Source organism: Deltaproteobacteria bacterium (genome assembly GCA_009929795.1).
In the GTDB taxonomy this organism is placed as follows: Bacteria; Desulfobacterota; Desulfovibrionia; order Desulfovibrionales; family Desulfomicrobiaceae; genus RZZR01.
Window position 1 is genome coordinate 1 of sequence record RZZR01000025.1, and the last position, 26,824, is coordinate 26,824.

Below are 26,824 nucleotides of genomic sequence, written 5' to 3' on the forward strand. Positions count from 1 at the left end.
CTCGGGCTCGATCATCCAGAACTCGGCGGCGTGCCGAGGGGTGTTGGAATTCTCGGCCCGGAAGGTCGGCCCGAAGGTGTAGACCTTGCCCAGGGCGCAGGCCGCATTCTCGGCCGCCAACTGGCCGGAAACTGTCAACGAGGCCGGACGTCCGAAAAAGTCCTGGCTGAAGTCGGCCTCGCCCTTGACTATAGGTACGTTGGTCAGGTCGAAGGTTGTCACCCTGAACATCTCCCCGGCCCCCTCGCAGTCTGACCCGGTGATGATAGGGGCGTGGAGGTAAAAGAAACCCCGGGTCCGGAAGTAGTCATGCACGGCAAAGGACAGCTCCGACCGGATGCGGAGCATGGACCCGTACTTGTTCGTTCGCGGTCGAAGGTGGGCGATGCCCCGCAGAAATTCGTCCGTGTGCCGCTTCTTCTGAAGAGGATAGGTTTCCGGATCGGCCGAGCCGATCAGTTCGACGTCTCGGGCCTTGATCTCCCAAGCCTGACCCTTGCCCGGCGAGGCCACTAGGTCGCCTTGCACCTGCACCGAGGCTCCGGTATGGATTTCGGTCAGAAGATCGTGGCAGGGCAGGGCTCCATCTACGACGACCTGGACATTGGCCGGGACCGACCCGTCGTTGACCTCCAGAAAGGAGAATCCCTTGGCCTCGCGTTTGGTTCGCACCCAGCCCTGGACGCGGATGTCGTCCTGAGGTTCCCGGGCTGTGAGAATGGCCCGTACGGACATGCTCTTCATCGCTTCAACTCCTTGGCCTTGTTTTGAACTTTATCTTTCCAACCGTATCTACCCTTGGAGGCGGCTGGGGGCAACACCGGGATACATTCAGTCATGAAACCGCTCTATTTCGACTACAACGCCACTACCCCGGTCCACGACCGGGTCCTGCAGGCCATGCTCCCCAGTTTCAAGGAAGCGTACGGCAACCCCGGCTGCCTCCATCCTTGGGGTCTGGCCGCCCGGGAGACCGTGGAACGGGCCCGGGGCCGCTTGGCAGCCTTTGTGGGAGCCGGGCCCGAAGAAATCGTCTTCACGTCCGGAGCCACCGAGTCCGACAACTGGGCACTGTTGGGGCTTTTTCCCGATTTCAAAGGGCACGTGGTCATCAGCGCCGTGGAACATCCGGCCGTGTTTGAACCGGCCCGCTGGCTGGCCGATCAGGGCGTGACCCTGACCGTCGTGCCCGTGGACTCCCAGGGTCTGGTGGACCCGGCCGATGTCCGGCGGGCCTGCCGGGCCGATAGCCGTCTGGTCTCCATCATGCTTGCCAACAATGAGGTCGGGACCATCCAGCCCCTGGCTGAGATCGCGGCCTGGTGCCGGGAACGAAACATTCTCGTCCATACCGACGCGGCCCAGGCCGTGGGCAAGATTCCGGTCCGGGTGGACGAGCTTCGGGTCGACCTTATGAGCGTGGCCGGACACAAGATGTACGCCCCAAAGGGCGTCGGGGCCCTGTATATCCGATCCGGAATCAGGCTGAACCCGATCTTCCGGGGCGGAGGCCAGGAACATGGCCTGCGGCCTGGCACTGAAAACGTGGCCTTCATGGCCGCCTTGGGCCAGGCTGCGGCCCTGGCCGATGAGGACCTTGAAGCCGAGGCGAACCGGCAACGTGACTTGGGCCAACAATTTCTGGAAGGTCTTGGCCGGTGTCCACGTCCCTTTGTCCTTCACTCCAACGAGGCTCCCCGATTGCCGGGGACCATGAGCGTGGCCTTCCCCGGGCTGCGGGCCGGGGATATCCTCTCCGGATTGCTGGCCCGGGAGGTGGCGGTGTCTGCGGGCGCGGCCTGCCATTCAGGCCAGGTCCGCATGTCCCGGGTTCTGGAGGCCATGGGCGTGGCTCCGGACACGGGCCAGGGCACCATCCGCTTTTCCTGGGGCCGGATGATCAATGCTCGTGACGTGGACGAACTCCTCGACCGTCTGGGCGAGACCCTGGCCGAGCTGGGGCCAACGTGACGATCCTCGACCTGACCCTGCCTTTGAACCCAAACATGGCCGTCTATCCAGGCGACCCGCCCGTGGAGATCGACACCGTCCACACCCTGGAAACCCATGGATGGGAACTTCGCCGGATCTCGCTGGGCACTCATGCCGGGACCCATGTCAACGTCCCCTCGCACATGATCTCAGGAGGGGCCAGCCTTGCGGACCTTCCTCTGACCCGATTCCAAGGCCCGACCGTCCTGTGGCGGCCAGGATCGGACGCCCCTTCCGGCTTGGGCCTCATCGTGGCCGGTCCGGGCCTGGACATGGACCTCGTCCCGGTCGTCCTGGCCGCGGCTCCCCCATTCGTGGGCTTTCCCGTGGAAGCCGAGCCCGATCCGGACGTTGAAAAGGCCCTTCTGGCGGCCGGTATTGTCGTTTACGAGAACTTGCTCGGCGTCGATCGCCTGTCCTCTGTTCAGTCCTTCCAGTTCTGGGGCCTGCCTCTGACCATCATGGACGGGGACGGTTCCCCAATCAGGGCCGTGGCCTTGGTGGACTAGCCCAGGACCTTCCGAATCCGCTCCATGGCCCGGACCACGTTCTCGTGGCTATTAAAGGCGCTGATCCTCACGAATCCCTGTCCGCAAGTGCCGAAACCCGCCCCGGGAGTGCAGACCACCCCGGCCTCGTTCAACAACAGGTCGAAGAAGGACCAGGAATCGCGGCCGGTCTCAACCCAGATATAAGGCGAATTCTCCCCGCCCACGGTGAACAATCCCAGCTCGGCCATCTCCCGCCGGACCATGGCCGCATTCTCCAGGTAGTAGTCGGACAAGTCCCGGACCTCGGCCCGGCCTTCCGGGCCGTACACGGCCAAGGCTGCCCGTTGAACCGGATAGGACACCCCGTTGAACTTGGTCGTGTGACGACGGTTCCACATGGCGTGCAGACTATGCCCCTGGCCGTCGCAGTCGTAGACTAGACACTCCTTGGGCACCACTGCATATGCGCAGCGGGTGCCGGTGAATCCGGCCGTCTTGGAGAAACTTCGAAACTCAACGGCCACCTCCCGGGCTCCGGGAATCTCGTAGATGCTATGGGGCAGGGTTTCATCCCTGATGAATGCCTCGTAGGCGGCGTCGAAAAGGATGAGGGCCTTGTGCTCCCGGGCATACTCCACCCAGCGACTCAGGGCCTCGCGACCGATGGTCGCCCCGGTGGGGTTGTTCGGAAAGCAGAGATAGATGATGTCCACGTCTTCCTTGGGCAGATCAGGCACGAAATCATTGGCCCGGGTGCAGTCCAGATACCGGACACCTTCATAGCGTCCGTCCTGGAAGGCCCCGGTCCGTCCGGCCATGACGTTGGTGTCCAGGTAGACCGGGTAGACGGGGTCCGGGATGGCGACCCGGATGTCGGTCGAAAAGAGCTCCTGGAAATTTCCCGTGTCGCACTTGGCCCCATCGCTGACAAAAACCTCATCCGGGTCCACCTTGGCTCCCCGGGCCTGAAAATCGTGCGTGGCTATGGCCTCGCGCAAAAAGTCATACCCCTGCTCCGGGCCGTACCCCCGAAAGGTCTCGGCCCTGGCCATTTCGTCCACGGCCTCGTGCATGGCCCGGACACAGGCCTGGGGCAGGGGCAGGGTCACGTCCCCGATGCCCAAGCGGATGATCTCTTTGTTCGGGTTGGCGGCCTGAAAGGCCTTGATGCGCTTGGCTATGTCCGAGAAAAGGTAGGAGGCCTGGAGCTTGGAATAATGTTCGTTCATGAGGATCATGTCGGTATCCTTTTTTTCAAGCGGTTATCTCAGAACATGCAAAAATTCATCGCGACCGATCCCTGATTGGTGTAAAATAGTCCTCAGGGTTGCGCTTTTGATCTGCCGATGATTTGGCATTGTCAGCGGTGTCCGCGTTCCGTCAGCGTTTTGGCGAACCATGGCTATATGGTTTCCTTCGCGAACAAGCACAAAGCCGAGGGCCTGCAAGGCTCTTATGACCTGTTCTCTGGGAACGTCGGCTGGGAATTTGGGCATTAGACGGCAACGGCTGTTTCGGCGACAAAAATCTCTTGAGCCATGTTTTCCATTTCAAACACCTCGCTTCCATAAGTTTCGATATGGAACTCGATGGCTGATCGTATCTCTACCAAGACCTCATCGTAGGTTTCACCCTCAGCCACGACAACGCCTTTCAATCCGACTGGATAGGCCACATAGCCTTCTGGATGTTTTTCGACGATGATCTTGAGCTGCTTCAGCATGTTCATCTCCTGAAATTTTTTAGGATTTGTCATGACTCCCCGCAAACGCGCATCGGAACACGCTCAAACCGTCACCATCATGGGATGCCCCATTGCTTCGCGCTGGGCCACATAGAGTCGGGCCACGGCCGAAGCCAGCTTGCGGACCCGAGCGATGTACCCCGTTCGCTCGGTGATGGAGATGGCCCCTCGGGCATCGAGAAGGTTGAACAAATGCGAGCATTTGAGGCATTGATCGTAGGCCGGCCAGGGCAGGCCAAGACCGCAAAGACGCTCACCCTCTGCCTCGCAGCGGTCGAAAAAAGAAAACAGCATGGTCTGGTCGCTAGCCTCGAAATTGTAGGTGGACTGCTCGACCTCGTTCTGATGATGGACATGGCCGTAAGTCACTCCCCAGCCGTTCCAACTCAGGTCGTAGACTGAATCCTTGTTCTGAAGATACATGGACAGGCGTTCAAGGCCATAGGTGACCTCCACGCTGATGGGTTCCAGGTTGATGCCCCCGACCTGCTGGAAATAGGTGAACTGGGTGACCTCCATGCCGTCTAGCCAGACCTCCCAACCCAGACCCCAAGCCCCCAGTGTCGGGGACTCCCAGTCGTCCTCCACGAAACGAATGTCGTGCTCCTCGGCCCTGATGCCTAGAACGGCCAAGCTCTGGAGATAGAGTCCCTGAATGTCGGCCGGAGCCGGCTTAAGGATGACCTGAAACTGGTAGTAGTGCTGGAGTCGATTGGGGTTCTCGCCGTAGCGGCCGTCCGTGGGTCGGCGGCAGGGCTCGACGTAGGCCGTCCGCCATGGTTCGGGACCCAGAACCCGGAGAAACGTGGCCGGATTAAAGGTGCCTGCCCCGACCTCCAGATCATAGGGCTGCTGCAGAACGCACCCCTGATCGGACCAAAATTTCTGCAGGCCGAGAATGACGTCCTGAAAGTTCATTTCTTCTCCCTCCCCGGGCCCCGAGGCCCGGAAATCAGCACCGCACGTAGCGGTTGTTCTTGTAAGCCAAGCCCAGGTGACACTGCACCAGAGCCTCGATCATCTGAAAACATCCCTGACGCACAGCCTGGACCGGATGCCAACTCGCCCACTCCCGGGGTTCGGCCTGACCGAGCCGAGCCAAAAGCAGGGCCGCCTCTACGGGCACGGTCACGCTCGGCCCCGGCAGGTGGTTGCAGGCTGGGCAGAGCATCTTTCCCTCCCGGACCTGGAAGATGCCCTGCGGAGACTCGGTTATGGCCCGGCCGCACGTGGCACATCGCTCGAAATCCGGCTCGTAGCCCTGAGAAAAGGCCAGGCCAGCTCTAAAAAACAGAGGCAGAAGCCAGGACACCTCCCCCACAGACTCGAGGGCCTCAAGAACGCCCAGCAAAAGAAGGCTGGCCTTGGAGCTGTCCGGGCCTCCCTCGTGGGCGGCCTGGAGGAACAGGCAGCAATTTCCGGCCATGCCCATCCTGGACGCGTCAGCCTTGATACCGGGAAATCCATCCAACAGCACGCCTTCTTCCAGGTTGAGATGCCCCATCCGCCCCCGACGCATCCGAAACAGCACGTGCCCCAGGCTGTTCAGGCATCCACAGAACCGTCGGCGACTCCGGCAGCCGCCAAAGGCGAAAGCCGTGACCACTCCCTGGGTGGGCGAGAGAAGCCGGACCCACATGTCCTGCTCCCGAAACCGCCCGGTCTTCAAGACTATGACCCGCTCCGAAAACTCCATGCTCTCCGCTCTCCAGCCATCTTGACTATTCGGGGATAGAACCTAGCCACGGATCGAACCAGATTGGCCTGGGCCGAGACAACCTCGTCGATGTCCTTGTAGGCATCGGGACCCTCGTCCGGGCCGGCCGACAAGACTGTCACCCCGTGCTTGTCCAGCAACTCCGAAATCCTATGCATCGAGAACTTTCTGGCCGCCTCCTTACGGCTCATACGTCGGCCAGCACCATGGGCCGCCGACCAAAGAGAGGCCGGATTGCCCAGGCCCTCGACCACATGGGCCGGGCTGACCATGGTTCCCGGCATGATGCCCAGTTCCCCGGCATGAGCCGGGGTCGCTCCCTTGCGGTGCACTATTAGTTCTCCCTCGCCTTCCACCCGTTCTCGCCAGGCAAAATTGTGATGATTCTCCACCGTGGCCCGAATCCGGCATCCGGCCAGTTCGGTCACATGCCGATGGATGAGTTCATGGTTGGCTGCTGCATAGTGGCCCATGAGGGCCATAGCCGCCCAGTATTCGCGGCCTTCGGCCCTGTCCATGTGCAGCCATGCCAAACGCCCGGACCCTGGTCTCAGTCGAGCGGCCAGGCGGCTATAGTGGGTGGCCACCTCTCCCCCCGTGCCTCGGCTCCCGCTATGGGTCAGCAGGGCCAAGTAAAGACCCGGCTCGACGGTGCCTAGACCTTCCGGGGCTTCGAGAAATCCGAATTCCGCGAAATGGTTGCCTGCCCCGCTTGTGCCCAGTTGTTGCCAAGCCCGGTCCTTGTTTTTCTTGAGAACAGGAGAAAGGTCCCAATCCCGATCCATGACCGGGTGATCGTGCGGTGGCGAGAAGGTTCCCCCGACTCCGAACCTAGTCCCGGATTCTAGGGCCTGGATCAGGATCTCGCGATCTGAATCCAGGCGCTTTGGATTGCCGTCCAGAACCGAAAGACGCATCCTGCAGGCGATGTCCATGCCGACGGCATAGGGGATGACTGCCCCGCGCGTGGCCAGGACCCCGCCGATGGGCAACCCGTAGCCCACATGGACGTCGGGAAGCAGGGCACCTCGCACGGCCACCGGCAGACGGCAGGCCTCCTCCATCTGAGCCATGGCCTCGCGGTCAAGATCCTGACCCCAGACGAAAAAGGGAGCCTCGGCTCCCTTGCGGTCTGATCCGCCCGGTCTCTCAAGTACCCTGGCCAGAGGTCCCCAGATCGGATCGGTCGAGTATGGAGCCGGGTCGGCCACGACCCTGCGAAGAGTCTGTTCGGCCTTCTTCCGGGCCATTCCGGCCTTCATGGTTTCGGTCAAGGCCTGTGCTGCCGTGAGCCGGACTTCCCGATTCAAAAGGCCGATTCGAACGAGTGCCTTGTCGTTCATCGATGAAGCGTGCGGGGAAAAACGGCCGCGATATTCAGGCCCCTTCAGTGGCGTTCAGGCCTTCGCCCCCGATGATCAGGGTCTTGACCTCACCGGACTTGGCCTCGAAGGGGTAGGTCTCGCCATTGACGAAGACTCTCACCCCACCTGCGTTACCAAATTTGACGGAGATGGCCTCGGAAAAAATGAACGTGGCCTCCTGCCCCGGTCTGAGAAACAGATCCTGCCTCTTGCCGTCGACCTCGACCCGCATCCAGCAATCCATGATTGCCTGAATCTGTAATTCGCGCTGGCCATGAGCCTCGGGCTCCCCGATCAAGTCTCTTACGCCGTTGTCGAAACCATCCGGCACGGCCTCGAACTCTTCAACGGCTTCCGGACCAACCTCTTCGGTCAAGCCATGGGCCTGCTCGTCACTGGCTTCGAAAATCCCCTGGGAACCGGATTTCAAAGTGTCGGCCCCGTCGTCCCTCTCGGTTACGCCCGGCCATCTGTCCTCCGACACGGACCGATCGACGAGGGCCGCAGGCTCCTGCTGGGTCATGGGTGAGGAGAGTCCGGGCTCCTTGGGGTCAGGAGCTTGGATGAACGTCCTGTACAGAAGATAGAGTCCGCCCAACAGACCGGCCATTAAAACCAGAATCACCACGGGCATGAACTTTCTCCACACGCATCCATCTGCCTCGGCCAATTCGTGCATGGCAGCGAAGGACTCGAACTGCTGACGCTCCTCCTCGCCTGTGGCGAATATTCCGTCCAGAATCCCGGGCAGGTTCTCGATCTCGGCCCCGAGCTGCCGGGCGTATTCCCGGACAAATGCCTTGGCATACGCCCTATGGGGCAATGCGGACATGGCACCGTCCTCAATCCCCTGGAGCACATGACGGCCGATTTTCGTCCGGGCCGCGATCTCGTCCAGGGTCAGCCCCTTGTCCTCCCGCACTTGGCGAAGTAGCCGTCCCAGTTCGTCAAGTTTCATGACATCTCGCTTTCATGTCCAAAGTAGTGCATCCATTCGCAGAGGTTCAAGAAAACCGGAGTCTTCTTTTCGAAACGAGAAACTAAATCAAGGACACGGCAAAAAATCCTTCAACGCGAAAGGGAATCATGACCGACAGCCGGCCGTCAATGGTCCGGTGTCCAGGAAGAAACATACGCCTTTCCCTCGTACCGAAAATCTTTGCCCGTCTTCTCTCGAGCCGCACCCTATCCCCGCCAGGCGGGACAAGTGGCCCCATCTCGACCCTCGGGTTCAAAGCAGGACTTCGATCACGGCCTTGGACTTGAGACCCTCCATGTACTCACCGAATCTCGCTTCAAGCCTCGGACGATACAAAGCTTCTCGAATTTCGTCCCGGACCTCGTCAAAGGGCCTGGGCTCGCCCGAGGTTATCTCCACCAACTCGATCACAGCCACGTTCTCTCCCACGTAAAAATGGTCCGATACCTGGCCGGGATTCATGGTCGAAAGAACATCCTTCCATTCCTGCCCTAGATCCTTCCAGGACACAGGACCCATGAGTCCGCCGTTGTCCGCCCCTGGACCCTGGGAATAGCGCTCGACCGCATCGACGAATTTCATGTCCCCGGCCCGCAGGACCCGAACCAGTTCCGCGGCCTTGGCCGGGCTGTCCAGAACGATAATTCGCAAAGTCACCATCTTTTCTTCGGAAAACTCTGCAGTGTGCCCATCGTAGTAGGCCTGCATCTCCTCCTCGGTGATGACCACCTTGCGCTGGACCATGAATCCGAGCAGACGGTGGTTGAGAATGTCCCGACGCATCTTGTTCTCGAACTGCTGCACGGTCATTCCCTGCAGGCGGAGCTGCTCCTCGAGCTCCTTGTCGGTCAGACCGTTCTTGCGCTTGAAGGACCGAACTTCGTTCTTGACTTCCGCATCGGTGATCTCAATGCCCAGCCGCTTGCCCTCGGCCGCCAGCAGACGGTCTTCGACCATGCTACCGAGAATCTTGGACTTGATCCCCAGGATGGCCTGTTTCTCCTCAGGGCCCAGGGACTGTCCCTGAAACCTCTGGATCAGCGGCTTGACCGTCTCGTTGAGCTCGTACAGAGTGATAATCTCGTCGTTGACCTTGGCCACGACCCGATCCACCACCTCGGCCCAAGCCGAAACGGATACGAAAAGGCCCCAGAGCAGAAAAAATGTGATGCGTGAAGCACACGATCTATTCATGTTCGAATCCTATAATTATCATTCGTTTCGATCCTGCAGCTCATCATTTTTTGGCCTATCCTCCCGGCCCATGCCGACTGTCAGGGTCTTGTTGACCACGATGGAGGAGTTCGCTAGCCGGGCGTCGAGCCAGTCATTGAAGGCCCGGTCCATCCTGTTTCCGACCACGGCCCTTTCGACCACCGCATAGGCCTGGGATAGCGGGGCCGATCCGGCCTCAATCCTTTTCGTCGGCATCAAAACCAGAAAATTATTCCTTTCGGCCATGACCGGCCCGGGCTTCCACTCAGCCAAGTCCTTGACCGCCTCGCTCCACTCGGGGACCAGCCGACCTAGGCTGAAGGTGGCCTTTTGGAAATCCAGTCCGGACAGCTCAGCCGCGGCCTTGTCGATGTCCTTGTACTTGGCCGCCAAGTTTGCTCCGGCCAAGGTCTCATCCCGATCGCTTCCCCGGATCATGACCAAAACGACCCGCTCGGGCAGGACAAAATCCTCAGAGTATCGGCGATAATACTCGCGAATCTCCTCGGGATCAATCCTGACCTCCGGTCTGAGGATTTCCTGCTGAAACCGTTCGGCTTCCAATCTGGTCCTGATGCCTTCCCGCCATTCGTCGAGATCGACGCATTCTTCGAGTAATGTCTGTTCGAAGAGTCCTTCTGGATAATCTGCCCGAATTTCGTTTTCAACAGACAAGATGTCGGAATCGGACACGGGCCTTCCTCGCCTGTCCAACTCCTGCCGGACCAGGGTCTGGACTATGAGCCCGGCCAGAATCCGACCGTAGTCGTCCTGAATCCGCTCCAGGGCCTGGACCGGATCTTCCCGATCGGTCAGCAAAAAATCATACGCAGACCTGAGCTGACGGAGGGTGATCGCGTCACCGTTGACAACGGCCACGACCCCCGGCTCCGGCTCGCGGGACTGGCAGGCAAACAGAAACGATCCCGCCGCGGCTAAAAGCGCCAAAACCATCGACCAGACACCCTCGAACACTCGCCTTTGACTCATCCTAGCCCCAGAACCTCGATCAGATCGTCCAGCAATGCCCCCGAACTCCTCAGACTTTGAACGATAGAAGCATTCTCCGGCATTGGCAATTCCAATTTGGCCGGAGGCAAAAGCCGTGCCTTGGGAGCTCGAGAGGAAATCCAGCCCAGGACCGCGACAGGATCGATGAAACCAACGTCCTCTGGCCAGGCCAGGACCATGCTCTTGGCCTGGATGTCGGCCTTGGACACCTTCAGGGTTTTCAGCCTGAGCTTGACATCCAGAACCTGGATGAATGCCTCGAAAGTCTCGGGAAGATGGCCAAAGCGGTCCTGCATTTCCTCCCGAACGGCCTCCAGATCCCGCCTTGTTCGGCAGGTGGTCAGCCTGCGGTAGACCAGAAGACGTTCCGCACCGTCCGGAACGTAGCTTTCCGGAAGATGGGCGCTGAACCCGATGCTCAGCTCCGGTTCGACCTCCTGAATCACCGGCTCCCCTCTCTGTCTTCGGATTTCCTCCTCCAACATCTCCAAAAACATGTCCAGGCCGATCTTGCCGATATGCCCGGACTGGACTTCCCCCAGAATGTTGCCGGCCCCCCGGATGCGCAGATCTTCCATGGCCACCTGGAAACCAGCCCCCAGGTAGTCCATGTCCAGGATGACCTGCATGCGTTTGCGGGCATTCTCTCCGAGTTCCTTGAGCCCGGGGATGACGAAATAGGCGTAGGCCTGCTCCCGGGACCGGCCCACCCTCCCCCTGAGCTGATATAGCTGCCCCAGTCCAAACATCTGGGCCTGATCCACGACCAGGGTATTGGCTCGGGGAAAATCGAGGCCGGACTCTATGATAGCCGTGCAGACCAGGATATCCAGCTCTCCGTGCCAAAACCTATGCATGGTCTCTTCAAGAGCCTGACTGGCCATCCGTCCATGGGCCATGCCCACCCTGGCCTGCGGGGCCAGTGAGCTGACAAAAATGGCCCGCTCCTCCAAACCCTCCACACGGTTGTAGACCCAGAATACCTGCCCGTTCCGGGCCAACTCCCGGGCCAGGGCCTCCCTGAGCAAATCCGGCTCTCTTTCGATCAGGGCCGTTTCCACCGGCTTTCTGTCCCTGGGAGGGGTTTCGATCACGCTCAGGCCCCTGATTCCCGACAGGGACAGCTGTAGAGTCCTCGGAATGGGCGTGGCGGTCAGGGTCAAAACATCGACCTGTTTCTTGAGCTTTTTGATCAATTCCTTGTGCTTGACCCCGAACCGCTGCTCCTCGTCAAGGACGAGGAGTCCCAGGTTCGGGAGCTTGACATCCTTGGAAAGGAGGCGGTGCGTCCCGATCAAGACGTCGACCTCTCCCCGGCCCGCGGACTGGACAATGAGTTTCTGCCTAGCCGCAGGAACGAATCTGGAGAGCATGGCCACACGTACGGAAAACCCATCCAGACGCTGCCGAAAATTCTGGTAGTGTTGTTCGGCAAGAACCGTGGTCGGACAGAGCAGGGCCACCTGCTTGCCATCGGAAACAGCCCGGAAGGTCGCTCGCAGGGCCACCTCGGTCTTGCCGAAGCCCACGTCACCGCAGATCAGCCGGTCCATGGGTTCGAGACGGTCCATGTCATGAAGAACGTCCCTAATGGCTGCCTCCTGATCCGGGGTCTCGTCGAAGCCGAACCCGGCCTCGAATTCACGGTATGTCTCCCCGAGCGCGCTATAGGTGTAGCCCTTGGCCACCTTGCGGTAGGCGTACATCTCCACAAGATCTCTGGCGATCAGTTCGATGGCCTTTCTGGCCTTGTCCCTGCTTCTGACCCAGCCAGTCCCCCCGAGACGGTCCAGGGAGACGGGGAATCCGTCCGGACCCTGATACCTCTGAACCAGGCCCATCCTGTCCACGGGCAGATAGAGGCGATCGTCCTGGGCGTACTGGAGCAAAAGATAGTCGTTGGCCGCCTGTCCGGTCTGGAGACGAACTAGTCCCTCGAAGCGGCCCAAGCCGTAGTCCCTGTGGACTAGGAGTTCGCCCGGCTCCAGTTCGTGGTGTCGCTCAAGGCCCTTGAAACCCTTTGGCGGAGCCGAGGCCTTGTCGATCTGGGGCTGGATCACATCCTCGGAGAGCACTCGGACTTGGTTCCACTCCAGCCGGAAGCCTCGACTCAAAGGGGAGATCAGGGCGAAGAGCCCCCGATCGGACGGTGAGTACCGCAACCGGAAATGCAGGTCTTCCTGCTCGGCCAGATGGAGAAATTTCTTCCGGGATTGCTCGCTTCGGAAGGCGATCACCGTCTGATTGGCTTCTTTCCCCCATGCCGAAAGGGCATCGACCAGGGTTCGCCAAGGCCGAGCCTTGGCCTCGGGCTTCCAAAACAAATCCGCGAAGCCGTTGATCTCCTGCTCGGGAAGGGCCAGCCCGGCCTGCTCCCGGCCCATGACCAGACTCTCGAAGACCAACTGGCTTCTGCCGGTCCAGGTTCCGCGGACCTCCCCCATGGTCATGACCACGGAGCGCTCCGGCCATCCCTGGTCTCGGGCCGTCTGTCTCCAGGCCAGCTCCTGTTCTTCAAGCCGGGACCGAAGTCCTTCGGTCTCGGCCAAAATGAAAGTCGCATCGGGATCAAGCCAGCGATCCAGCCCGGCCGTGCGCTCGTGATACAGCCCGGGGGGAATGGTTTCCCGGGCCCGCAAAAGTCGGTTCTCAAGATCGGCCAGGGCTTTTGGGCTCAAATCGCCAGAGCGTTTCAGGTTGGCCCACAGCCTTCGGGCTCCGGCCCCGAGACCGCCTGGGTTGGGAGTCACCGGCAAGATCACGGCCCGGTCGAGTTCCAGCTTTGATCGCTGACTGAGAGGCTCGAAAACCCGGATTCCCTCGATTTCGTTGCCAAAAAACTCGATCCGCACCGGATGCTCGTAGCCCGGGGTAAAGATGTCCAGCACCCCTCCCCGCAGGGCTGTCTCTCCGGTCCGGCTGACCATAGAGACCCGCTCGTAGCCCCAGTCGGTCAATGTCTCCAAAAGTTCCTCAGGATCGACTTCCCCTCCCCTGTCCACCTCCAAGCTGAAGACACTTAGGACTTCCGGCTCGGGCCATCGAGGAAAGAGGTTCTCCACCGGCAGAAGCACGACTCGAGCCCCTTGCCGGGAACCTAGAGCTGACAGGGCCTTCCACCGGGCGGCCCAGGCCTGCCGGTCGTTTCTGTCCGGGCTGTAGGCCGGAAAATCAACCACCAAACCGCTTTGCGACCGATCGTCAGTTCCAAAAAAGAGCTCCATCAAGGCGTGATAGAGGGGCAATGAGGCCGCTTTTTCCAAAAGAACGACCACGGAACGTCCGGCGTCCACCAGTAGCCTGGTGGCCAGACATTGGGAGGCCGGACCGGCCTTGTGGATTTGGAGGACGCCTCCTTCTACAGGCAGACGTTTCTTGAAGATATTATTCCAGGACATATACCGGAACTGCCGTCAAGACTGACGATCAAGGGAGGAAGGATGGCCGATGAACGAAGATTCCGCGCCGTCCAATGATGAAAAGCCGCCCCGGAAAGGAGCGGCTCCGACAGTTTTGGAACGGGAATCGGGTTCGATCCGCATCCTCGACTGAACATGAAACAATGGCCTCTCAAACCTGGCCCAGGACGTTCTGCTCCTCGTTGCTCAGCAGACGGTTGAGGTCGAGCAGAATCAGCAAACGATCCTCAAGCTTGCCGACGCCGCTTATGTACTCGGAATCGAGGCCCGAAACCACAGGCGGCGGGGGCTCCACGGTGTTGGCGGGGATCCTGAGGACCTCGGAGACCGAGTCCACAACAAATCCGACGATCATGCTATTGATCTCAATGACGATGATCCTCGTGTTCTTGTCATGGTCCTTGGACAATAGGCCGAACCGTTTTCGCAGATCGAGAATCGGAATGACCTTGCCCCGCAGATTGATCACTCCCTCCACAAATTCGGGAGCCCTGGGAACCTTGGTGATCTCAAGCATGCGGATGATCTCCTGGACTTTGAGAATCTCGACCCCAAACTCCTCCTCACCGATGCTGAAGGTGACCAACTGCAGCAGCTCGGCATCCTGTCGCTTCTTTTCTTCGTGCATCCTTGTCCTCCCGTCTTTGAAGGGCCCGTCGTTTCCGCTCATGGTGACGCGAAAAATATCTTAGGACGATTTCCGTCATGATATCAACTCGTAAAAACCGGACCCAACCCGAACCGTGAGCGAAAATTTAACTCAACATATTGATATAAAATAAAAAAATATCCAATTGCCTTCCTCCTTCGCTTCAAGCATAGTGCGAATGTCGCCAGTATACGGAGGATATGCATTACATGGCCCGACAGATCAAAGACATGGACCACGACCTTCTCGAAGAACAGCTCAAGATGCTCCGAAGAGAGCAACTTCTCGATTGCTGGGAAGATAGCCAGCATATGGCCATCTATCTTGACGACAGAGATATCCCCGACTCGCCCAACCCTATCCGCTACGAACAGGCCATTCTCTACGAATTGCAGCTCCGGTCTATCCAGGAACGAATCCTCTTGCCCGGGCCCAATACGTCGGAGCAAGTGGACCGGCCTCGCACCTGATCCTTCAGCGCAGCTCCCCTCCCCCGAGAGCCACGGCAATGGATTTCAGAAACGGGGCCTTGAGTATCCCCCGCTCTGTGACGATGGCTGAGATGAACGCGGCCGGTGTGACGTCGAAGGCCGGATTGAATGCCTCCACTCCGACTGGGGCTGTCGGCACGCCCATACAGCTCCTGACCTCGCCGATAGCTCTCTGCTCGATGTCGATACCGTCGCCCGTGGCCGTATTCGGGTCCAAGGTCGAGCAAGGTGCCGCCACGTAGAAAGGGATTCCATGATGCTGAGCCAGGATGGCCACCCCCATGGTCCCGATCTTGTTGGCCGTATCCCCGTTGGCCGCAATCCGGTCGGCTCCGACCACGACCTTGTGGATCAGGCCCTTGGACATGAGTGCCGAGCAGGCGTTGTCGCAGGCCACCCGGACCGGAATGCGGTCTTTGTCCAGTTCGTAGGCTGTCAGCCTGGCGCCCTGCAGCAACGGCCGGGTTTCGTTGGCCACTACCGTGATCTTTTTGCCCTTGGTTACGGCCGCCCGAATGACCCCCAGGGCCGTACCGTACCCCCCGGTGGCCAAGGCCCCGGCATTGCAGTGGGTCATGACCGTGTCCCCGTCGTCCAGCAACTCTGCCCCGTGCCACCCCATGGCCATGTTCGCCTCAATGTCCTCCTGGTGTAGGGCCAGAGCGGCTTGCGTCCAAACCGCGTACAATTCTTCGTGCTCCATGGCCCCGGTCCATAATCCCTTCAGCCGGTTCACCGCCCAGGCCAAATTGACGGCCGTGGGCCTGGCGTTCATCAGGTGGTCCAGCAAGGTGGGCAAAACGGCCCTCCATGTCTCTCCCACGGACCCGGAAGCCTCCCGAACCGCCAGACAGCATCCGTAGGCTGCGCTGACGCCTATGGCCGGGGCGCCGCGAACGACCATCTCCCGCATGGCCTGAACAAGTTCATCCACAGTCTTGCAAACCAAAGTCTTTTCATCGGCCGGCAGCAGGCGTTGGTCGAGAAAGTGGACCTCCCCCCTGTCCGGAAAAAACCGAATGTGCCCACCGTGTTCGTGCAGGAAGTGCTCGTCGGTCACGACCGCACCACCTTGGCTAGAATCTCGTTCAGGGCTTTGGGATCGGCCTTGCCCTGACTGGCCCTCATGGCCTGACCGACAAAGAAGCCCATCAATTTCTTGTCTCCGTTGCGCAATCGGACCAATTCCTCGGGATGCCGGTCGAGAATGTCCTGTACTAGTTCCTCCAAGGCTGAGACGTCAGAGACCTGGGTCAGCCCTTGTTTCTTCACATAGTCCTTCGGGTCCCCGCCCCGGTAAAACAGTTCACGAAGGACCTGCTTGCCGACGTTGCCGCTGACGACTTCCTCATCGACCAAGCCGACGAGGGTCGCCAAATCCCGGGGGTGCAGGCCGCATTCGCGCAGGCCGTCTCCACATTCGTTCAGAATTCGCATGAATTCCCCGGTTATCCAATTGGCAATTCTTTTGGGATCTCCTCCGGCCTCCACGGCATGCTCAAAATACTCGGCTAAGTCTCTGCCTGCGGCCAAAAATTCGGCGTCGTTTGAAGTCAGCCCCATGACGTTCTCGAAACGTTCCCGCTTCGCCCCTGGAAGTTCGGGCAAAGTGGCCCGGATGGCCTCGACCCATTCGGCTGGAACTTCCAAGGGCCGCAGATCCGGATCCGGAAAATAGCGGTAATCCTGGGCCTCCTCCTTGCCCCTCATGGATCTGGTCTCGTTGCGGACGGCGTCGTAGAGGCGAGTTTCCTGGACAACGGCCTCGCCATCTTCGAGGATCCCGCGGTGTCTTCGGATCTCCAGTTCCAGTGCCCTGTGGACGTTACGAAACGAATTCATGTTCTTGATCTCGGTTCTAACCCCGAGTTCGACCCGACCCTCTGGACGAAGCGAAACGTTGGCGTCGCAACGGAAGCTCCCCTCCTCCATGTTCCCGTCGCAAATGCCCAAGTAGAGGAGCACGGAGTGCAAGGCCTTGAGGTAGGCAACGGCCTCGTCAGGGCTGCGCATGTCCGGCTCGCTGACGATCTCGATCAAGGGCACTCCGGCCCGATTGAGATCGACATAGCTGGCGTTTTCTCCTGTCGAGTGCATGCTCTTGCCCGCGTCGTTCTCCAGATGAATCCTGGTCACCCCGACCAGCTTCCGCGACTCACCGCATCGGATGGCCACTCGGCCATGCTCGGCCAGGGGGAGTTCATATTGGGATATCTGGTAGCCCATGGGCAAGTCGGGATAGAAATAGTTCTTGCGGGCGAAGACCGAGATCGGATTGATCCGGCAACCGAGGGCCAATCCCATCTTGATGGCGTACTCCACGGCCGTTCGATTCAGAACCGGGAGGACTCCAGGCATCCCGGTACACACCGGGCAGGTGTTTCGATTGGCGTCTTCCCCAAAATCCGTCGGGCATCCGCACCATATCTTGGTCTTGGTCTTGAGCTGGGCGTGGACTTCAAGGCCAATCACCGTTTCGTATCGCATCACAGCGCCTCGCCGCCGGAGTCGGTCCTAGCCTGGGACTGAAGCTCTGGATTCAGTTTGGGATCGTTGTACATCTTGAACTGTCGAAAAATTCTGGGCCGCTTGAGACCCATAGCATAGTCCTCCACCAGGTCGGAAACGCTCCTGGCCAAATCGTCTCGCTGCCGCTTGAGAACTTCGACCTTGTCCCGACAATCCTGTCGGAAGGCATCGTTGACGTCGGGACGAGTGGCCTGCTCGATCATGTGGTAAATCTTCAGACTGAGGATGGACATCCGGTCCACTGCGGCTCCCAGGCTCTCGGTGTTGTATCGCGGACTTTGGTGGCCATCGGGCAAAGACGGAAGATGCTCCTGGATCATCTCGACCACGACCTGATCGACACGCTCCATGCAATCGTTCCGTTCCTGATTCAGGGCGTCGATACGCCGTTTGCATTCGGCAACGGCCGCATCACCGATGTCCGTTCTCCGGGCTCTGTCCTCGACATGCCAAAGCTGAAAATTGCGCCAATGCTCCTCGGCCACGGCTCGAAGCAAGGCATTCTCGAACTCGGGCATGGCCGTGCTCTCGTGCCACATGACCACCAGTTTTTCCTGGTCGCCCCAGGCCTGGGCCAACGTACGACTCAAATCCTCAATTACCCCCATCATTTCCAACCTCAATGTTTTTTTGCCAGAAGCAGATAAAGGGAACCCTTCTTGTTCATGTGCCCGGCCAGGATAGAAGCCACATGACCAGCCCCGAAGAACATATCGATATGCGCTCCCTTGATGGCCCCGCCCGTGTCCTGGGCGGCGACCAAGGTCGTCAAATGTCCAGCGGCCCCCTCTTCTGTCCCCTGCACGGGCAAAGGCACATCCAGTGCCATAACCGAACCCAAGGGCAAAAGTGTCGGGTCGGTGGCGACGCTGACAAAGGAGGTCAGGATCTGGCCCATGGCCCCGTAGGGCCCGTCGTCGTCCAAACGGAAAAAAACGTAACTCGGGTTGGCGGCCATCAACTCATGGGCCTCGGATGGATTTTCATGCAGGACCTTTCTGATCTTCTGCATACTGATCTCCTCGTCGGGCCCGATATGTCCCCCGGCCGCAAGCACTCGTCCCAACGCCACATACTGCCTTCCGTTTCTCCCGGCGTAAAGAATGTGCCGCGTAGTGCTGTCCGAGAACTTCAATCGCCCAGAGCCTTGGATATGCAGAAAAAAGACGTCGATCGGATCCCGTGCCCAGGCCAGCTCGAGGTCACGCCCGGCCAGTGCTCCCTGAATGTCGATCTCGCGACGGTCGAAGTAGGGGCGAATCCGGCCGTTTTCGACTCTGTAGACAAGGGTGTCCTTGTCCCAGCGTGGATGGAAGTCTCCCAGCCTCGCCACATGCAGGTCATCCGGCAAGCCAAAGAGCGGATATGCGTAGTCGCTGTCGGGTATTTTGGAGGCCTCGATTTCCGGCTCATAGTACCCTGTCACCAACAGAGGAGGACGCAACGCATGCCAGACGAACTCACTGGACAAAACATCGCCCTTGCCCTCGGCCAAGTCTGGACCCCTTTCCAGGAGTCTGTCCACGGTTTTAAGGAGATCGCCCCAGGAAACCTCAAGCCCATCTCCGATGAGGGCCGGGTCATCCTGACGACGGGTTGCCAGATACTTCCGGGATCGCTGAAGGGCTTCGGCATAGATCGACCATCCCCTTTGGCCCAATTCCTTCAGGAGCATGGCTGAAACCCGATCAATCTCGTTGGTCTCGGCGGGTTCGAATCTTGGTGACGCTGGCAGTAAGAGGGGTTCCCGATCCTGACATCCACCCAGGCAAAGCATACCCAGACCGACGACGATTAGGATCCATCTACTCCAGGGCATCCTCGCTCCAGGCGGGTGAATGCCCGAGCCCTCGCGAAAAGTCCGCGTGCAGTCCCGCATCGAAATATTTGCCGACCCCATATTCTTTGCGACGGAAAAAATTAACCGGGTCCGGGCCAATGATCTGCATTTCCGGATGTTCTTTTTGAACCGAGAGGGCGATACCCATTTCCTTGGTGCAACCGGTCGAATAAGTGGCGTCCTTGCCGGTCCAGACCGAAGGAACCTTTTCCCCCAAAAGTTCAAAGCTTTTTTCAATGTCCGAAACTGTCTGAAACCGCCAAACGTCAATGTACCCGCTGCGCTGGACCCGCTCCCACATGTACATCAGATCGTCACCATCCATGCCAGGGGCAAAATGTTCGGCTGGGTTGATGATCAGTGCCCCTTCAAGTTTCTTGCGTAAGTACTCGACAAAGACATTTAAGAGCTTGATCGCCATTTTTGTCTGCCCTGGAATGCTGCCGATAATTCCGCTATAGAAAACGACCATCTCTCCGGACAGACGCTTCTTGCGCATGGTCGCGATAATCGAATCGGCCATCAACATGATGTCTTTCTCGGAATACTTCCGGACCCGAGCGGACTTGGGCTTGACGACAACCTCGACACGGTCTCCGGCTCGGTAGAAAAAAAAGATGTCTCTCGTGAACTGATACGAATTGAGAAAAAGCCTTCGGTGATTGCGTTCCCCCTTGGCGATCACCACATCGCATTCCTTCCAGGCCCTGGCGAAGGTCAGACTCGTCCGATACAGATTCAATCGTTCTCGTGTCCCGTCGCCGATGGTCACGAAGCCGTGCGTATTGATGATGTTCAGCAGATCTTTTTTTGAGATGTCTTTTTTGTCCACTAGGTATGAGCTCTTGAAGATCTCCGAGAGAATCGGATCGCTCCCCAAATCCCACAAGCTTGTCGTGTCGAAATAGAAACCGCTCTTGAGGGCCAGAATGACCCGATGACCAAGCATGTTCAGAACTTTGACGATTTCAATGTCGAATACCAGCCCCCCTGCCCGGTCCGGCAAGAAAAGGATGTTCAGGCGTCCCCTAAGGTCTGGATCAAGGAGTGGGCGTAATTGGTCGCCGACCTCGCCCAATGAGGCGAAAAGACGATCACAGAGGATGATCAAGGGGGTGTCAAGGGTTTGGTCCTGCCAAATTTCGTTACACAGCGAAGCGCTCATCAACCTCTTGAGCTCGAGAAGATTCAGGCTCCAGCGCAAGCTGGAGATGCTTTCGCATGGCAGATCACGGCGGGGGCAAGCATTTATGAAGGCGCCAAACTCGTGCCCGTGTAGAAAATCGTAGGCTCTTCGATTCATTTCGCACTTTTGGGCGAAAAGTGGATCCTCGATGGCGCATTGGGATAGAAAAATGGTTATGAGTTGCTTGATCAGCCTTGATGGAATCAAAAAAGAAGTTTCCAACACTTGGTGGAACTTATGCCGAGACAAAGCAATAATTTTCTTTCTCGTATACGAGTCCTTGATATACGAACGAACCAGAAAAACATACTTTTTCCATTGAAGTTTATATTCACTGAGAAGAGCGTCTGATCTGTCGATATTCAAGAGGTTGAAAAGCATCCAGTCGGAGCACGGAGCGAAAAATCGATCCTCATCCAGATCGACCATGAACCGCAATTGTTCAGGAGAAGCGTTCTTTTCTGGTGAACTCGAATAGTCGATTCCATTCTCAGTCATGAAATAGAGAATCCATGCGTCAAGGTATGGATTCTTCCCAAAATACAGGTGTTCGATGGAATCGATATTGGGAAAGGATGGCATGGCCGGAGAATGGCTGCTACTGGATGCAGACCCGCAAGACTTCTTTCAGATCCGTGTCGCCTTTCAAAATCTTGTAGATGCCGTCTTGCTTCAGCGTGACCATTCCGGCCCCGATGGCTGCTTGGCGAACTTCTTCGGTTAAGGCCTGTTTCTTGATCATTTCGGTGATGGCCGTCGAGTTGACAAGCAATTCATGAAAGCCGACCCGACCTTTGTAACCAGATTGGTTGCATTCCGGGCATCCGTTCGGGCTGGCCTTGTACAATTCTTTGGTTTGATCGAACAAGGTCTGCACAACTTGGTGACGAATCGGCCCATACTCGCGGATGAGATTCTCCTTCTCATCATCGGCGACCTCGTACTGAACCTTGCAATTCTTGCATAGACGACGCCCCAAGCGCTGTGCCAGGACACCAAGAAGAGAGTCGGCGAAATGATGTGGATCAAGATCCATTTCCAGGAGTCTGGTGATGGTTTCGGGAGCGCTGTTGGTGTGCAGGGTAGAGAAGACGAGATGTCCGGTCAGGGATGCCTCAACGCCTGTAGTGACGGTTTCGTTGTCGCGCATTTCACCAACCATGATCACATCGGGGTCCGCTCTCAAGAAAGATCGTAGCACAGCGGCGAAGGACAGACCGATCTTGGCATTCACCTGGACCTGTCGGAGACCGTCTTGAGTGATCTCGATCGGATCCTCTGCAGTCCAGATCTTTCGTTCAGGAGTGTTGATTAACCCGAGGGCGGAGTGGAGGGTCGTGGTCTTGCCCGAACCGGTCGGTCCAACGACGAGAAGCAATCCGTATGGCTTCTGGACCAGGGCCTTGAAGACTTCGTAGTTGTACGGAGCGATGCCCAGCTGATTGAAATGCAGGGGCCCTCCTCCGTGTAGCAGGCGCATGACCACATCTTCGTTGCCATTGGCTGTGGGCAAAGTGGCCACTCGAAGCTCAAGTAATTCTTTGTTGGGCAAAAAATGTTTGATCTTACCGTCTTGAGGCATGCGCCTTTCGGCGATATCCAGATTCGCCTTGATTTTCAGCCTTGAAACGACCACCTTGCAGAACTTGTGAGGAAGTTTGGCGTACTCTTGACAAATTCCGTCGACGCGCAACCGGATCCGAGCCTTGGCATGAGCCGCCGATGGCTCGATATGAATGTCCGAGGCGTTCCGCCTCCACGCGTCGGTCAGCAGGCGCTCGACAAATTGAACTGCCTTGCTGTCTGATTGCAAGGCATCGTTGTTTGTTTCAAATTCTTCGACGCCGGAGTCCTCGCTGTCGACTTCCTCGATTATTTCCTTGATCTTGTCATGGCTGTAGGCCTCGGCATCAAAGAGGTGGTGGATGGCAGCGGTGATTTCTTCGGTTGAAGAAACCTTGAATACCAGCTCATTGCTGGAAAAAATTTTTCTGTACAAATCCTCGCGATTGATATCGTGAGGATCATCTGTGACGATAAAAATTTTCGATTTTTCCTTCTTAAAGGGAATAAATATATTCTGTAAAAGAAATTCCTTTTTCAAATCGCAGATCAAATTTCTATCAATTTCAAATTTATCAGGAACGATGGCTACATACTCACACCCGTAGTAGTCCGATATGGCCTGATAAATTTCTTTGAACGGAATCTTGTACTGATGTGAAAAAATTTCTATAAGCTTATACTGGGGATTGATTTGAACAAATTTTAGAAAATCTTGTTTTTCATTTGAGCCGATAAACCTCCCCACCAGATAGTCAGGCAATGTCAAACGATCGGTTCTGGACCGTATTGAAGCCAGACGCTGTTTGAAGTTATCAAAACGACCAGGTCGAAGAACATCCTGCATGGCCTTTGCAGCCATGAGATAATCGCCATCTAATTCATACAAACGGGCCAGATGGAACAGGAGACTGTCCTTGGCCGAGGACTTGGTGCAGGAGTCGATTTTGCCCTTGAAATACTCTATTCCCTCTTTGAAATTCTTCCGCTGAAAAAAAATATCGAAAATTTCTTTGGCGACAGCGTTGTTATCCGTTGACAAAATGATTTTGTCGAACTCGTTCAAGGCGTCTTTGTAAAGCTCCAAATTCTTGAAGGCTATGGCCTTGGTGAACACATCCTCTTCGGATACACTTTCTTGAGAGCTCACGCTCATCGCCGACGCCGGGGTTTCCTCCACAACGGCCAGCCTGTCCAAGAGATCTTTCAACTGCTTGATCTGAGATAATATACCTGGCTGGGTCTTGAATGGAGCAAGTTCCTTGATCAAGGAAACGTAAATTTTTTTCGCATCCTCATCAAGGCCCTGGCCAGCATACAAAGCTGCCTCTTCGAGCTTGGTGGAGAAATTGGTCTGATCCAGCATGCGATTGCTATCCCGCAAAAGCCAACAGCTTGACCTCGCCGACTCCGGTAATGTCAAGCATTATGGTTCCATCCTGTTCCCGCCGGACGCGTTCAGGCAGATAAATGGATTTCGTGTCTATGCTGGAGCAATTGACCAGAAGCCATTCATTGTTGGTGAATACCAAAAGATCAAACCTTCCAATATCTTCAGATGTCTTCACGAACCGAACGGTCAGTTCTCCCAGCTCCTTGTCAGACATGGAAGCTGCCGGTCCCTCGGCATTTTTGGACAGCTTCATGAGTGCAGACTTGACCTCACGGAGCTTGAAGGACTCACCATTCGATCGGCTCTTGAGATTCCCCACGGAAAACTTATATGTATTGCAAAGTTTTTCCGACTCAATCGCCAGCTTTGTTTTTCCGGCTTCAACCAGAACTACATACTCCGGATCAATAAACCCGTCAGCCTCGTACCTCTGATCATCCATTTCTAAGTCTTGATATTCAGTGCCGCCAGATACGGGTTCTCCCTTCGGAGCATCGAAAAGCATGTCACCAATGGAGTCGCTAATCAAATCACCGCTCAAGTCCAGTCCCTCGCCCACTTCGTCCGCATTCTTGGAAAGTGGCGGGGTAATGACCGACGATGTCGGGCTCACATGTTGCAAAATTTGCTCAAGAGTCTGCTCTATGCGCGACAGCCTTTGATCAATAATTGCGTTAAGTTGGGCTACGATCCCGGAGGAATCAATGGCGGGACCTTTTCCCCGGTCCAGCATCTTGGCCGATGAATCCTGCAGAGGAACTGATTTCAGAATGGCGGCTTTGAATGTCTTGTAATTTGTGACAGTAGTTTCAATAATTTTTCGTTTGTCTTCGTGACCACTGATCTTTCGGTATCGCTCAAAATTGCTGAATGTGCCCTTCAAAAGCTGAAATGTCTGCGGATGGGCGTTGTTTTGTTCGGCAAGGAAATAACTGCAAATATTGATGATAATCGTGTAGAAAATTTTGGCGTCTCTGGCACGTTCCTCTTCCATGCTCTTGGTCGCCAATTCAATTATGGAATTGATGTTTTCCTCGGAAAACTCCCACTCGAGACCGAGAATCAAACCGGCAAGATCTTCACGATCTTCCGGGACATCTAGATCGGACTCAACGAGAGAGAGCCCTTCCTCATTGCCATCTTCCGAGAAAAAATCATCGATGACCGAAAAAGCATTTTTCTCGAATTCCTTGATGTCGATTTTATTTTGCATCACAAAAAACCTTATTGTACGGCTACTGGGAAAAACCTTTGATATTCCCAGATTTCAAAAATTTATCTATCAACACATTATTGGTCTTCAATTTTTCATCGACTCTTTTCTTCTCTTTTGCATAATCACTTGGGCTGAGATGGCAAGCGTTGCATTGCACAGTTGGAGCATCTGACCTACTTTCAATTTCCTTGAGTCTCTTATGACATCCCCAGCAATTCATGTGATAAGCATTGGTCAACTCAACCTTATTTGTCCCATGACAGACAGAGCATTCATCGACAGGCATGCTCTCGTCCCAAATATTAACACCATTCTTATATACATGATGGCAGTGCTTGCACTCGATTTGATAATGATCCGCATGATAGTCGTGGGAGAAATAGACCCTATTTTTTTCAAGCCCACCAAATTCAGCAAATTTCGAGTCGTCGATAACCAAGAACTCTTCGGCCCAAGTGGTTTGCGGTATAACAAAAAAAAGCAAGAATACGAGGCAGTTGATCGGTCGAGGAAAAAATATTCTCATGAACTTCTCCTCCGTTGCAACCGTTGAACGGCCTTCTTGAGACTGGCCTGCATTCTTCGAAGGGCATCCGCCAGCTCACCGATTTCGTCTTTCCGCTTGATTCCAATGGGAGCGTTGAGGTCTCCGAGGGATATTTTTTCAGCCACCTTGGTCAACTCGGTAATGGGCCGTGCGATTCGAATCGCAAAGAGAAGGGCCAGCAGCAGAACAACCGCACCTGTGGCCAGTCCTCCGATATTGTATTGGATGAGAAACGATTCAATGGAGTTGTTAATTTTCTCCTTCATGCTCTCAACGGACCTCAAAACCTCCTCCGTGTCCATCTGGGCGACAATGTAGAGCCCGAGGCCTCCGATAGGGACTAAAGCGGCATAGTGTTTGCCTCCGTCAATGTACGCACTGACATTTCCCTTTCCGATCAAAAGCTGTTTAATGTCGCTACTCATCACATCCTGGCCGATAGTCTTGGGACTGGGATGCAGGAAATACGAATATGCGCCGTTGTTCTCACTGATCAGATACGTGTACCCGCTCTCGCCAAAGGCTTGGACGACAGCCGATGCGAAGTCGGGCCTAAACTGCAACTCGGCCTTGTCGCCGACTTCCAGGTGCTGAATCAACAGCTCGGAATTCTTTGCGATATCAGTGGCAATGCGATCAATCATCACTTCTGACTGTGATTTGAGCGCATTTTCTGAAAGCTCCAAAGCCTCGTCCGCAACCAGCTTGATGTGGTAGAAACCGGCTCCTCCGGCGATGACGAGAGGAATAATCGATATGACGACGAAAAGAAGAATGAATTTCAGCCTCAGCTTCATGCGGACCTCACTTTTTTCAAATTTTTCTGATGAATTGGGTCATCTTCTTTTGAAAGTCGACCTTGCTTGTTGAAGAACCGATTTCTCGTGATAAATTCTCAACCAAGATGAACAGATGGTTTTTTCCTGCCGTCTGGGGAGTGATCTTCAAAGCGTCCAGCTCATCGTCAATGACTGCCGAGGCGATGGGGCCAATATGGCGAGAAAGTTCGGCCTCCAGAGAATTCCAAAATTCTTCCGGAACGGGATTATCTTGAGAAACGCTCGCTTGGGGCTCGATTTTCTCAAATTTCAAAAGCCCCATTGAACCAATTTTTTTGGAAGCGGCAACAAATGCGGCGGGGTCCATCTTGAGTTTCAACACGACTTGCTCGGCGCTCGATGCATTCTGGGAAGCAACTACAATGTTCCACTCTGCCGAAGTCAGCTGTACATCTTTTTGTGTGGGCATCAACCGCACACGGACGGAGGAAAGTCCGATTTTTTCCTGCATGCCCCTATCTCCAGAATTTGATTTTATCGATGATCTTTCCACTTTCGGATAGGCACATATGGTCCACTTCGTCCAACAAGATCGAAGTTTCGGAATAGGACATCTCTCCGCCTACAACGACCACCATGAAGACATCCTTGACCTGCCGAAGGTGAACGTAATCGTTTTCGAAGCGCAGGGCCATGTTC

24 protein-coding genes and 1 pseudogene are annotated in these 26,824 nt (G+C 56.5%); 3 read left to right on the forward strand and 22 right to left on the reverse strand.

All coding sequences use genetic code 11. The annotated features are described in order from the left end of the window. Positions 1-744: asparagine--tRNA ligase (locus tag EOM25_04535; GenBank protein ID NCC24459.1), on the reverse strand; the 744-nt coding region annotated here is incomplete at its 3' end. A 93-nt stretch (positions 745-837) separates the two neighbouring features. On the opposite strand from EOM25_04535, the gene EOM25_04540 reads away from it, so the two are divergent. Continuing rightward, complete coding sequence (locus tag EOM25_04540; protein NCC24460.1) at positions 838-1,971, forward strand: cysteine desulfurase; 1,134 nt, start codon at positions 838-840, stop codon at positions 1,969-1,971. Next, positions 1,968-2,501 (forward strand): cyclase family protein, encoded by a 534-nt coding sequence (locus EOM25_04545; GenBank protein NCC24461.1) that lies wholly within the window; start codon positions 1,968-1,970, stop codon positions 2,499-2,501. Before EOM25_04540 ends, EOM25_04545 begins: the two co-directional genes overlap by 4 nt. Here EOM25_04545 and EOM25_04550 read toward each other — a convergent pair. From EOM25_04550 to EOM25_04600, 11 genes are all read right to left on the reverse strand, one after another. After that, positions 2,498-3,721 (reverse strand): LL-diaminopimelate aminotransferase, encoded by a 1,224-nt coding sequence (locus EOM25_04550; protein NCC24462.1) that lies wholly within the window; start codon positions 3,719-3,721, stop codon positions 2,498-2,500. The two genes, EOM25_04545 and EOM25_04550, sit on opposite strands and share 4 nt — an antisense overlap. Positions 3,722-3,745: 24 nt before the next feature. Next, positions 3,746-3,979, reverse strand: a complete 234-nt coding sequence (locus tag EOM25_04555) for a type II toxin-antitoxin system HicA family toxin (GenBank protein NCC24463.1) — start codon at positions 3,977-3,979, stop codon at positions 3,746-3,748. Next, positions 3,979-4,203 (reverse strand): type II toxin-antitoxin system HicB family antitoxin, encoded by a 225-nt coding sequence (locus tag EOM25_04560; protein NCC24464.1) that lies wholly within the window; start codon positions 4,201-4,203, stop codon positions 3,979-3,981. The genes EOM25_04555 and EOM25_04560 overlap by 1 nt, the downstream gene beginning before the upstream one ends. Positions 4,204-4,269: 66 nt before the next feature. Then, the gene (gene glyQ / locus EOM25_04565; protein NCC24465.1) at positions 4,270-5,145 is read right to left on the reverse strand and encodes a glycine--tRNA ligase subunit alpha; all 876 of its coding nucleotides are present in this window, start codon (positions 5,143-5,145) and stop codon (positions 4,270-4,272) included. 34 nt (positions 5,146-5,179) lie between these two features. Then, positions 5,180-5,923: a DNA repair protein RecO gene (gene recO, locus EOM25_04570; protein NCC24466.1), complete on the reverse strand. Its 744-nt coding sequence runs from the start codon at positions 5,921-5,923 to the stop codon at positions 5,180-5,182. Further along, positions 5,899-7,287, reverse strand: a complete 1,389-nt coding sequence (locus EOM25_04575; GenBank protein NCC24467.1) for an RtcB family protein — start codon at positions 7,285-7,287, stop codon at positions 5,899-5,901. The genes recO and EOM25_04575 overlap by 25 nt, the downstream gene beginning before the upstream one ends. Before the next feature lie 34 nt (positions 7,288-7,321). Continuing rightward, a complete protein-coding gene (locus EOM25_04580; protein NCC24468.1) occupies positions 7,322-8,266 on the reverse strand; it encodes a helix-turn-helix domain-containing protein in 945 nt (314 codons plus the stop codon). A gap of 273 nt (positions 8,267-8,539) precedes the next feature. Beyond that, entirely contained in the window at positions 8,540-9,481 is a 942-nt protein-coding gene (locus EOM25_04585) for a hypothetical protein (GenBank protein NCC24469.1), read from the reverse strand. A gap of 18 nt (positions 9,482-9,499) precedes the next feature. Then, positions 9,500-10,492: a hypothetical protein gene (locus tag EOM25_04590; GenBank protein ID NCC24470.1), complete on the reverse strand. Its 993-nt coding sequence runs from the start codon at positions 10,490-10,492 to the stop codon at positions 9,500-9,502. Beyond that, positions 10,489-13,911 (reverse strand): transcription-repair coupling factor, encoded by a 3,423-nt coding sequence (mfd, locus tag EOM25_04595; GenBank protein NCC24471.1) that lies wholly within the window; start codon positions 13,909-13,911, stop codon positions 10,489-10,491. Before mfd ends, EOM25_04590 begins: the two co-directional genes overlap by 4 nt. A 172-nt stretch (positions 13,912-14,083) precedes the next feature. Next, positions 14,084-14,560: a chemotaxis protein CheW gene (locus EOM25_04600; GenBank protein ID NCC24472.1), complete on the reverse strand. Its 477-nt coding sequence runs from the start codon at positions 14,558-14,560 to the stop codon at positions 14,084-14,086. 230 nt (positions 14,561-14,790) lie between these two features. Between EOM25_04600 and EOM25_04605 the strand changes: the two are divergent. Then, a pseudogene (locus EOM25_04605) lies at positions 14,791-14,982 on the forward strand (hypothetical protein). Between the two features lie 73 nt (positions 14,983-15,055). Here the strand turns inward: EOM25_04605 and mtnA are convergent. From mtnA to EOM25_04655, 10 genes are read right to left on the reverse strand one after another with little or no spacing between them, the layout of a single operon-like run. After that, complete coding sequence (gene mtnA, locus EOM25_04610; GenBank protein NCC24473.1) at positions 15,056-16,093, reverse strand: S-methyl-5-thioribose-1-phosphate isomerase; 1,038 nt, start codon at positions 16,091-16,093, stop codon at positions 15,056-15,058. A 35-nt stretch (positions 16,094-16,128) separates the two neighbouring features. Beyond that, complete coding sequence (gatB, locus tag EOM25_04615) at positions 16,129-17,562, reverse strand: Asp-tRNA(Asn)/Glu-tRNA(Gln) amidotransferase subunit GatB (GenBank protein NCC24474.1); 1,434 nt, start codon at positions 17,560-17,562, stop codon at positions 16,129-16,131. After that, positions 17,559-18,212, reverse strand: coding sequence for a DUF4254 domain-containing protein (locus EOM25_04620; protein NCC24475.1), 654 nt, complete (start codon positions 18,210-18,212; stop codon positions 17,559-17,561). The genes gatB and EOM25_04620 overlap by 4 nt, the downstream gene beginning before the upstream one ends. A gap of 8 nt (positions 18,213-18,220) precedes the next feature. Continuing rightward, positions 18,221-19,501 (reverse strand): transglycosylase, encoded by a 1,281-nt coding sequence (locus EOM25_04625; GenBank protein ID NCC24476.1) that lies wholly within the window; start codon positions 19,499-19,501, stop codon positions 18,221-18,223. Continuing rightward, the gene (locus tag EOM25_04630) at positions 19,407-21,209 is read right to left on the reverse strand and encodes a hypothetical protein (protein NCC24477.1); all 1,803 of its coding nucleotides are present in this window, start codon (positions 21,207-21,209) and stop codon (positions 19,407-19,409) included. The genes EOM25_04625 and EOM25_04630 overlap by 95 nt, the downstream gene beginning before the upstream one ends. A gap of 16 nt (positions 21,210-21,225) precedes the next feature. Next, positions 21,226-23,556: a type II/IV secretion system protein gene (locus tag EOM25_04635; GenBank protein ID NCC24478.1), complete on the reverse strand. Its 2,331-nt coding sequence runs from the start codon at positions 23,554-23,556 to the stop codon at positions 21,226-21,228. 7 nt (positions 23,557-23,563) lie between these two features. Beyond that, positions 23,564-24,796, reverse strand: a complete 1,233-nt coding sequence (locus EOM25_04640; GenBank protein NCC24479.1) for a hypothetical protein — start codon at positions 24,794-24,796, stop codon at positions 23,564-23,566. Between the two features lie 22 nt (positions 24,797-24,818). Continuing rightward, a complete protein-coding gene (locus tag EOM25_04645; GenBank protein NCC24480.1) occupies positions 24,819-25,325 on the reverse strand; it encodes a hypothetical protein in 507 nt (168 codons plus the stop codon). Then, positions 25,322-26,143 (reverse strand): HAMP domain-containing protein, encoded by an 822-nt coding sequence (locus EOM25_04650; GenBank protein NCC24481.1) that lies wholly within the window; start codon positions 26,141-26,143, stop codon positions 25,322-25,324. The genes EOM25_04645 and EOM25_04650 overlap by 4 nt, the downstream gene beginning before the upstream one ends. 16 nt (positions 26,144-26,159) lie before the next feature. Next, positions 26,160-26,636 (reverse strand): hypothetical protein, encoded by a 477-nt coding sequence (locus EOM25_04655; protein ID NCC24482.1) that lies wholly within the window; start codon positions 26,634-26,636, stop codon positions 26,160-26,162. Positions 26,637-26,824: the final 188 nt, after the last annotated feature.

Excerpts from the sequence above, each read along its gene's own strand:
- EOM25_04540 (NCC24460.1), top strand. The coding sequence starts at position 838 with ATGAAACCGCTCTATTTCGACTACAACGCCACTACCCCGGTCCACGAC.
- EOM25_04550 (NCC24462.1), bottom strand. The coding sequence starts at position 3,721 with ATGATCCTCATGAACGAACATTATTCCAAGCTCCAGGCCTCCTACCTT.
- EOM25_04555 (NCC24463.1), bottom strand. The coding sequence starts at position 3,979 with ATGCCCAAATTCCCAGCCGACGTTCCCAGAGAACAGGTCATAAGAGCC.
- glyQ (NCC24465.1), bottom strand. The coding sequence starts at position 5,145 with ATGAACTTTCAGGACGTCATTCTCGGCCTGCAGAAATTTTGGTCCGAT.
- recO (NCC24466.1), bottom strand. The coding sequence starts at position 5,923 with ATGGAGTTTTCGGAGCGGGTCATAGTCTTGAAGACCGGGCGGTTTCGG.
- EOM25_04575 (NCC24467.1), bottom strand. The coding sequence starts at position 7,287 with ATGAACGACAAGGCACTCGTTCGAATCGGCCTTTTGAATCGGGAAGTC.
- EOM25_04580 (NCC24468.1), bottom strand. The coding sequence starts at position 8,266 with ATGAAACTTGACGAACTGGGACGGCTACTTCGCCAAGTGCGGGAGGAC.
- EOM25_04585 (NCC24469.1), bottom strand. The coding sequence starts at position 9,481 with ATGAATAGATCGTGTGCTTCACGCATCACATTTTTTCTGCTCTGGGGC.
- EOM25_04590 (NCC24470.1), bottom strand. The coding sequence starts at position 10,492 with ATGAGTCAAAGGCGAGTGTTCGAGGGTGTCTGGTCGATGGTTTTGGCG.
- mfd (NCC24471.1), bottom strand. The coding sequence starts at position 13,911 with ATGTCCTGGAATAATATCTTCAAGAAACGTCTGCCTGTAGAAGGAGGC.
- EOM25_04600 (NCC24472.1), bottom strand. The coding sequence starts at position 14,560 with ATGCACGAAGAAAAGAAGCGACAGGATGCCGAGCTGCTGCAGTTGGTC.
- EOM25_04620 (NCC24475.1), bottom strand. The coding sequence starts at position 18,212 with ATGATGGGGGTAATTGAGGATTTGAGTCGTACGTTGGCCCAGGCCTGG.
- EOM25_04625 (NCC24476.1), bottom strand. The coding sequence starts at position 19,501 with ATGGGGTCGGCAAATATTTCGATGCGGGACTGCACGCGGACTTTTCGC.
- EOM25_04630 (NCC24477.1), bottom strand. The coding sequence starts at position 21,209 with ATGCCATCCTTTCCCAATATCGATTCCATCGAACACCTGTATTTTGGG.
- EOM25_04635 (NCC24478.1), bottom strand. The coding sequence starts at position 23,556 with ATGCTGGATCAGACCAATTTCTCCACCAAGCTCGAAGAGGCAGCTTTG.
- EOM25_04640 (NCC24479.1), bottom strand. The coding sequence starts at position 24,796 with ATGCAAAATAAAATCGACATCAAGGAATTCGAGAAAAATGCTTTTTCG.
- EOM25_04645 (NCC24480.1), bottom strand. The coding sequence starts at position 25,325 with ATGAGAATATTTTTTCCTCGACCGATCAACTGCCTCGTATTCTTGCTT.
- EOM25_04650 (NCC24481.1), bottom strand. The coding sequence starts at position 26,143 with ATGAAGCTGAGGCTGAAATTCATTCTTCTTTTCGTCGTCATATCGATT.
- EOM25_04655 (NCC24482.1), bottom strand. The coding sequence starts at position 26,636 with ATGCAGGAAAAAATCGGACTTTCCTCCGTCCGTGTGCGGTTGATGCCC.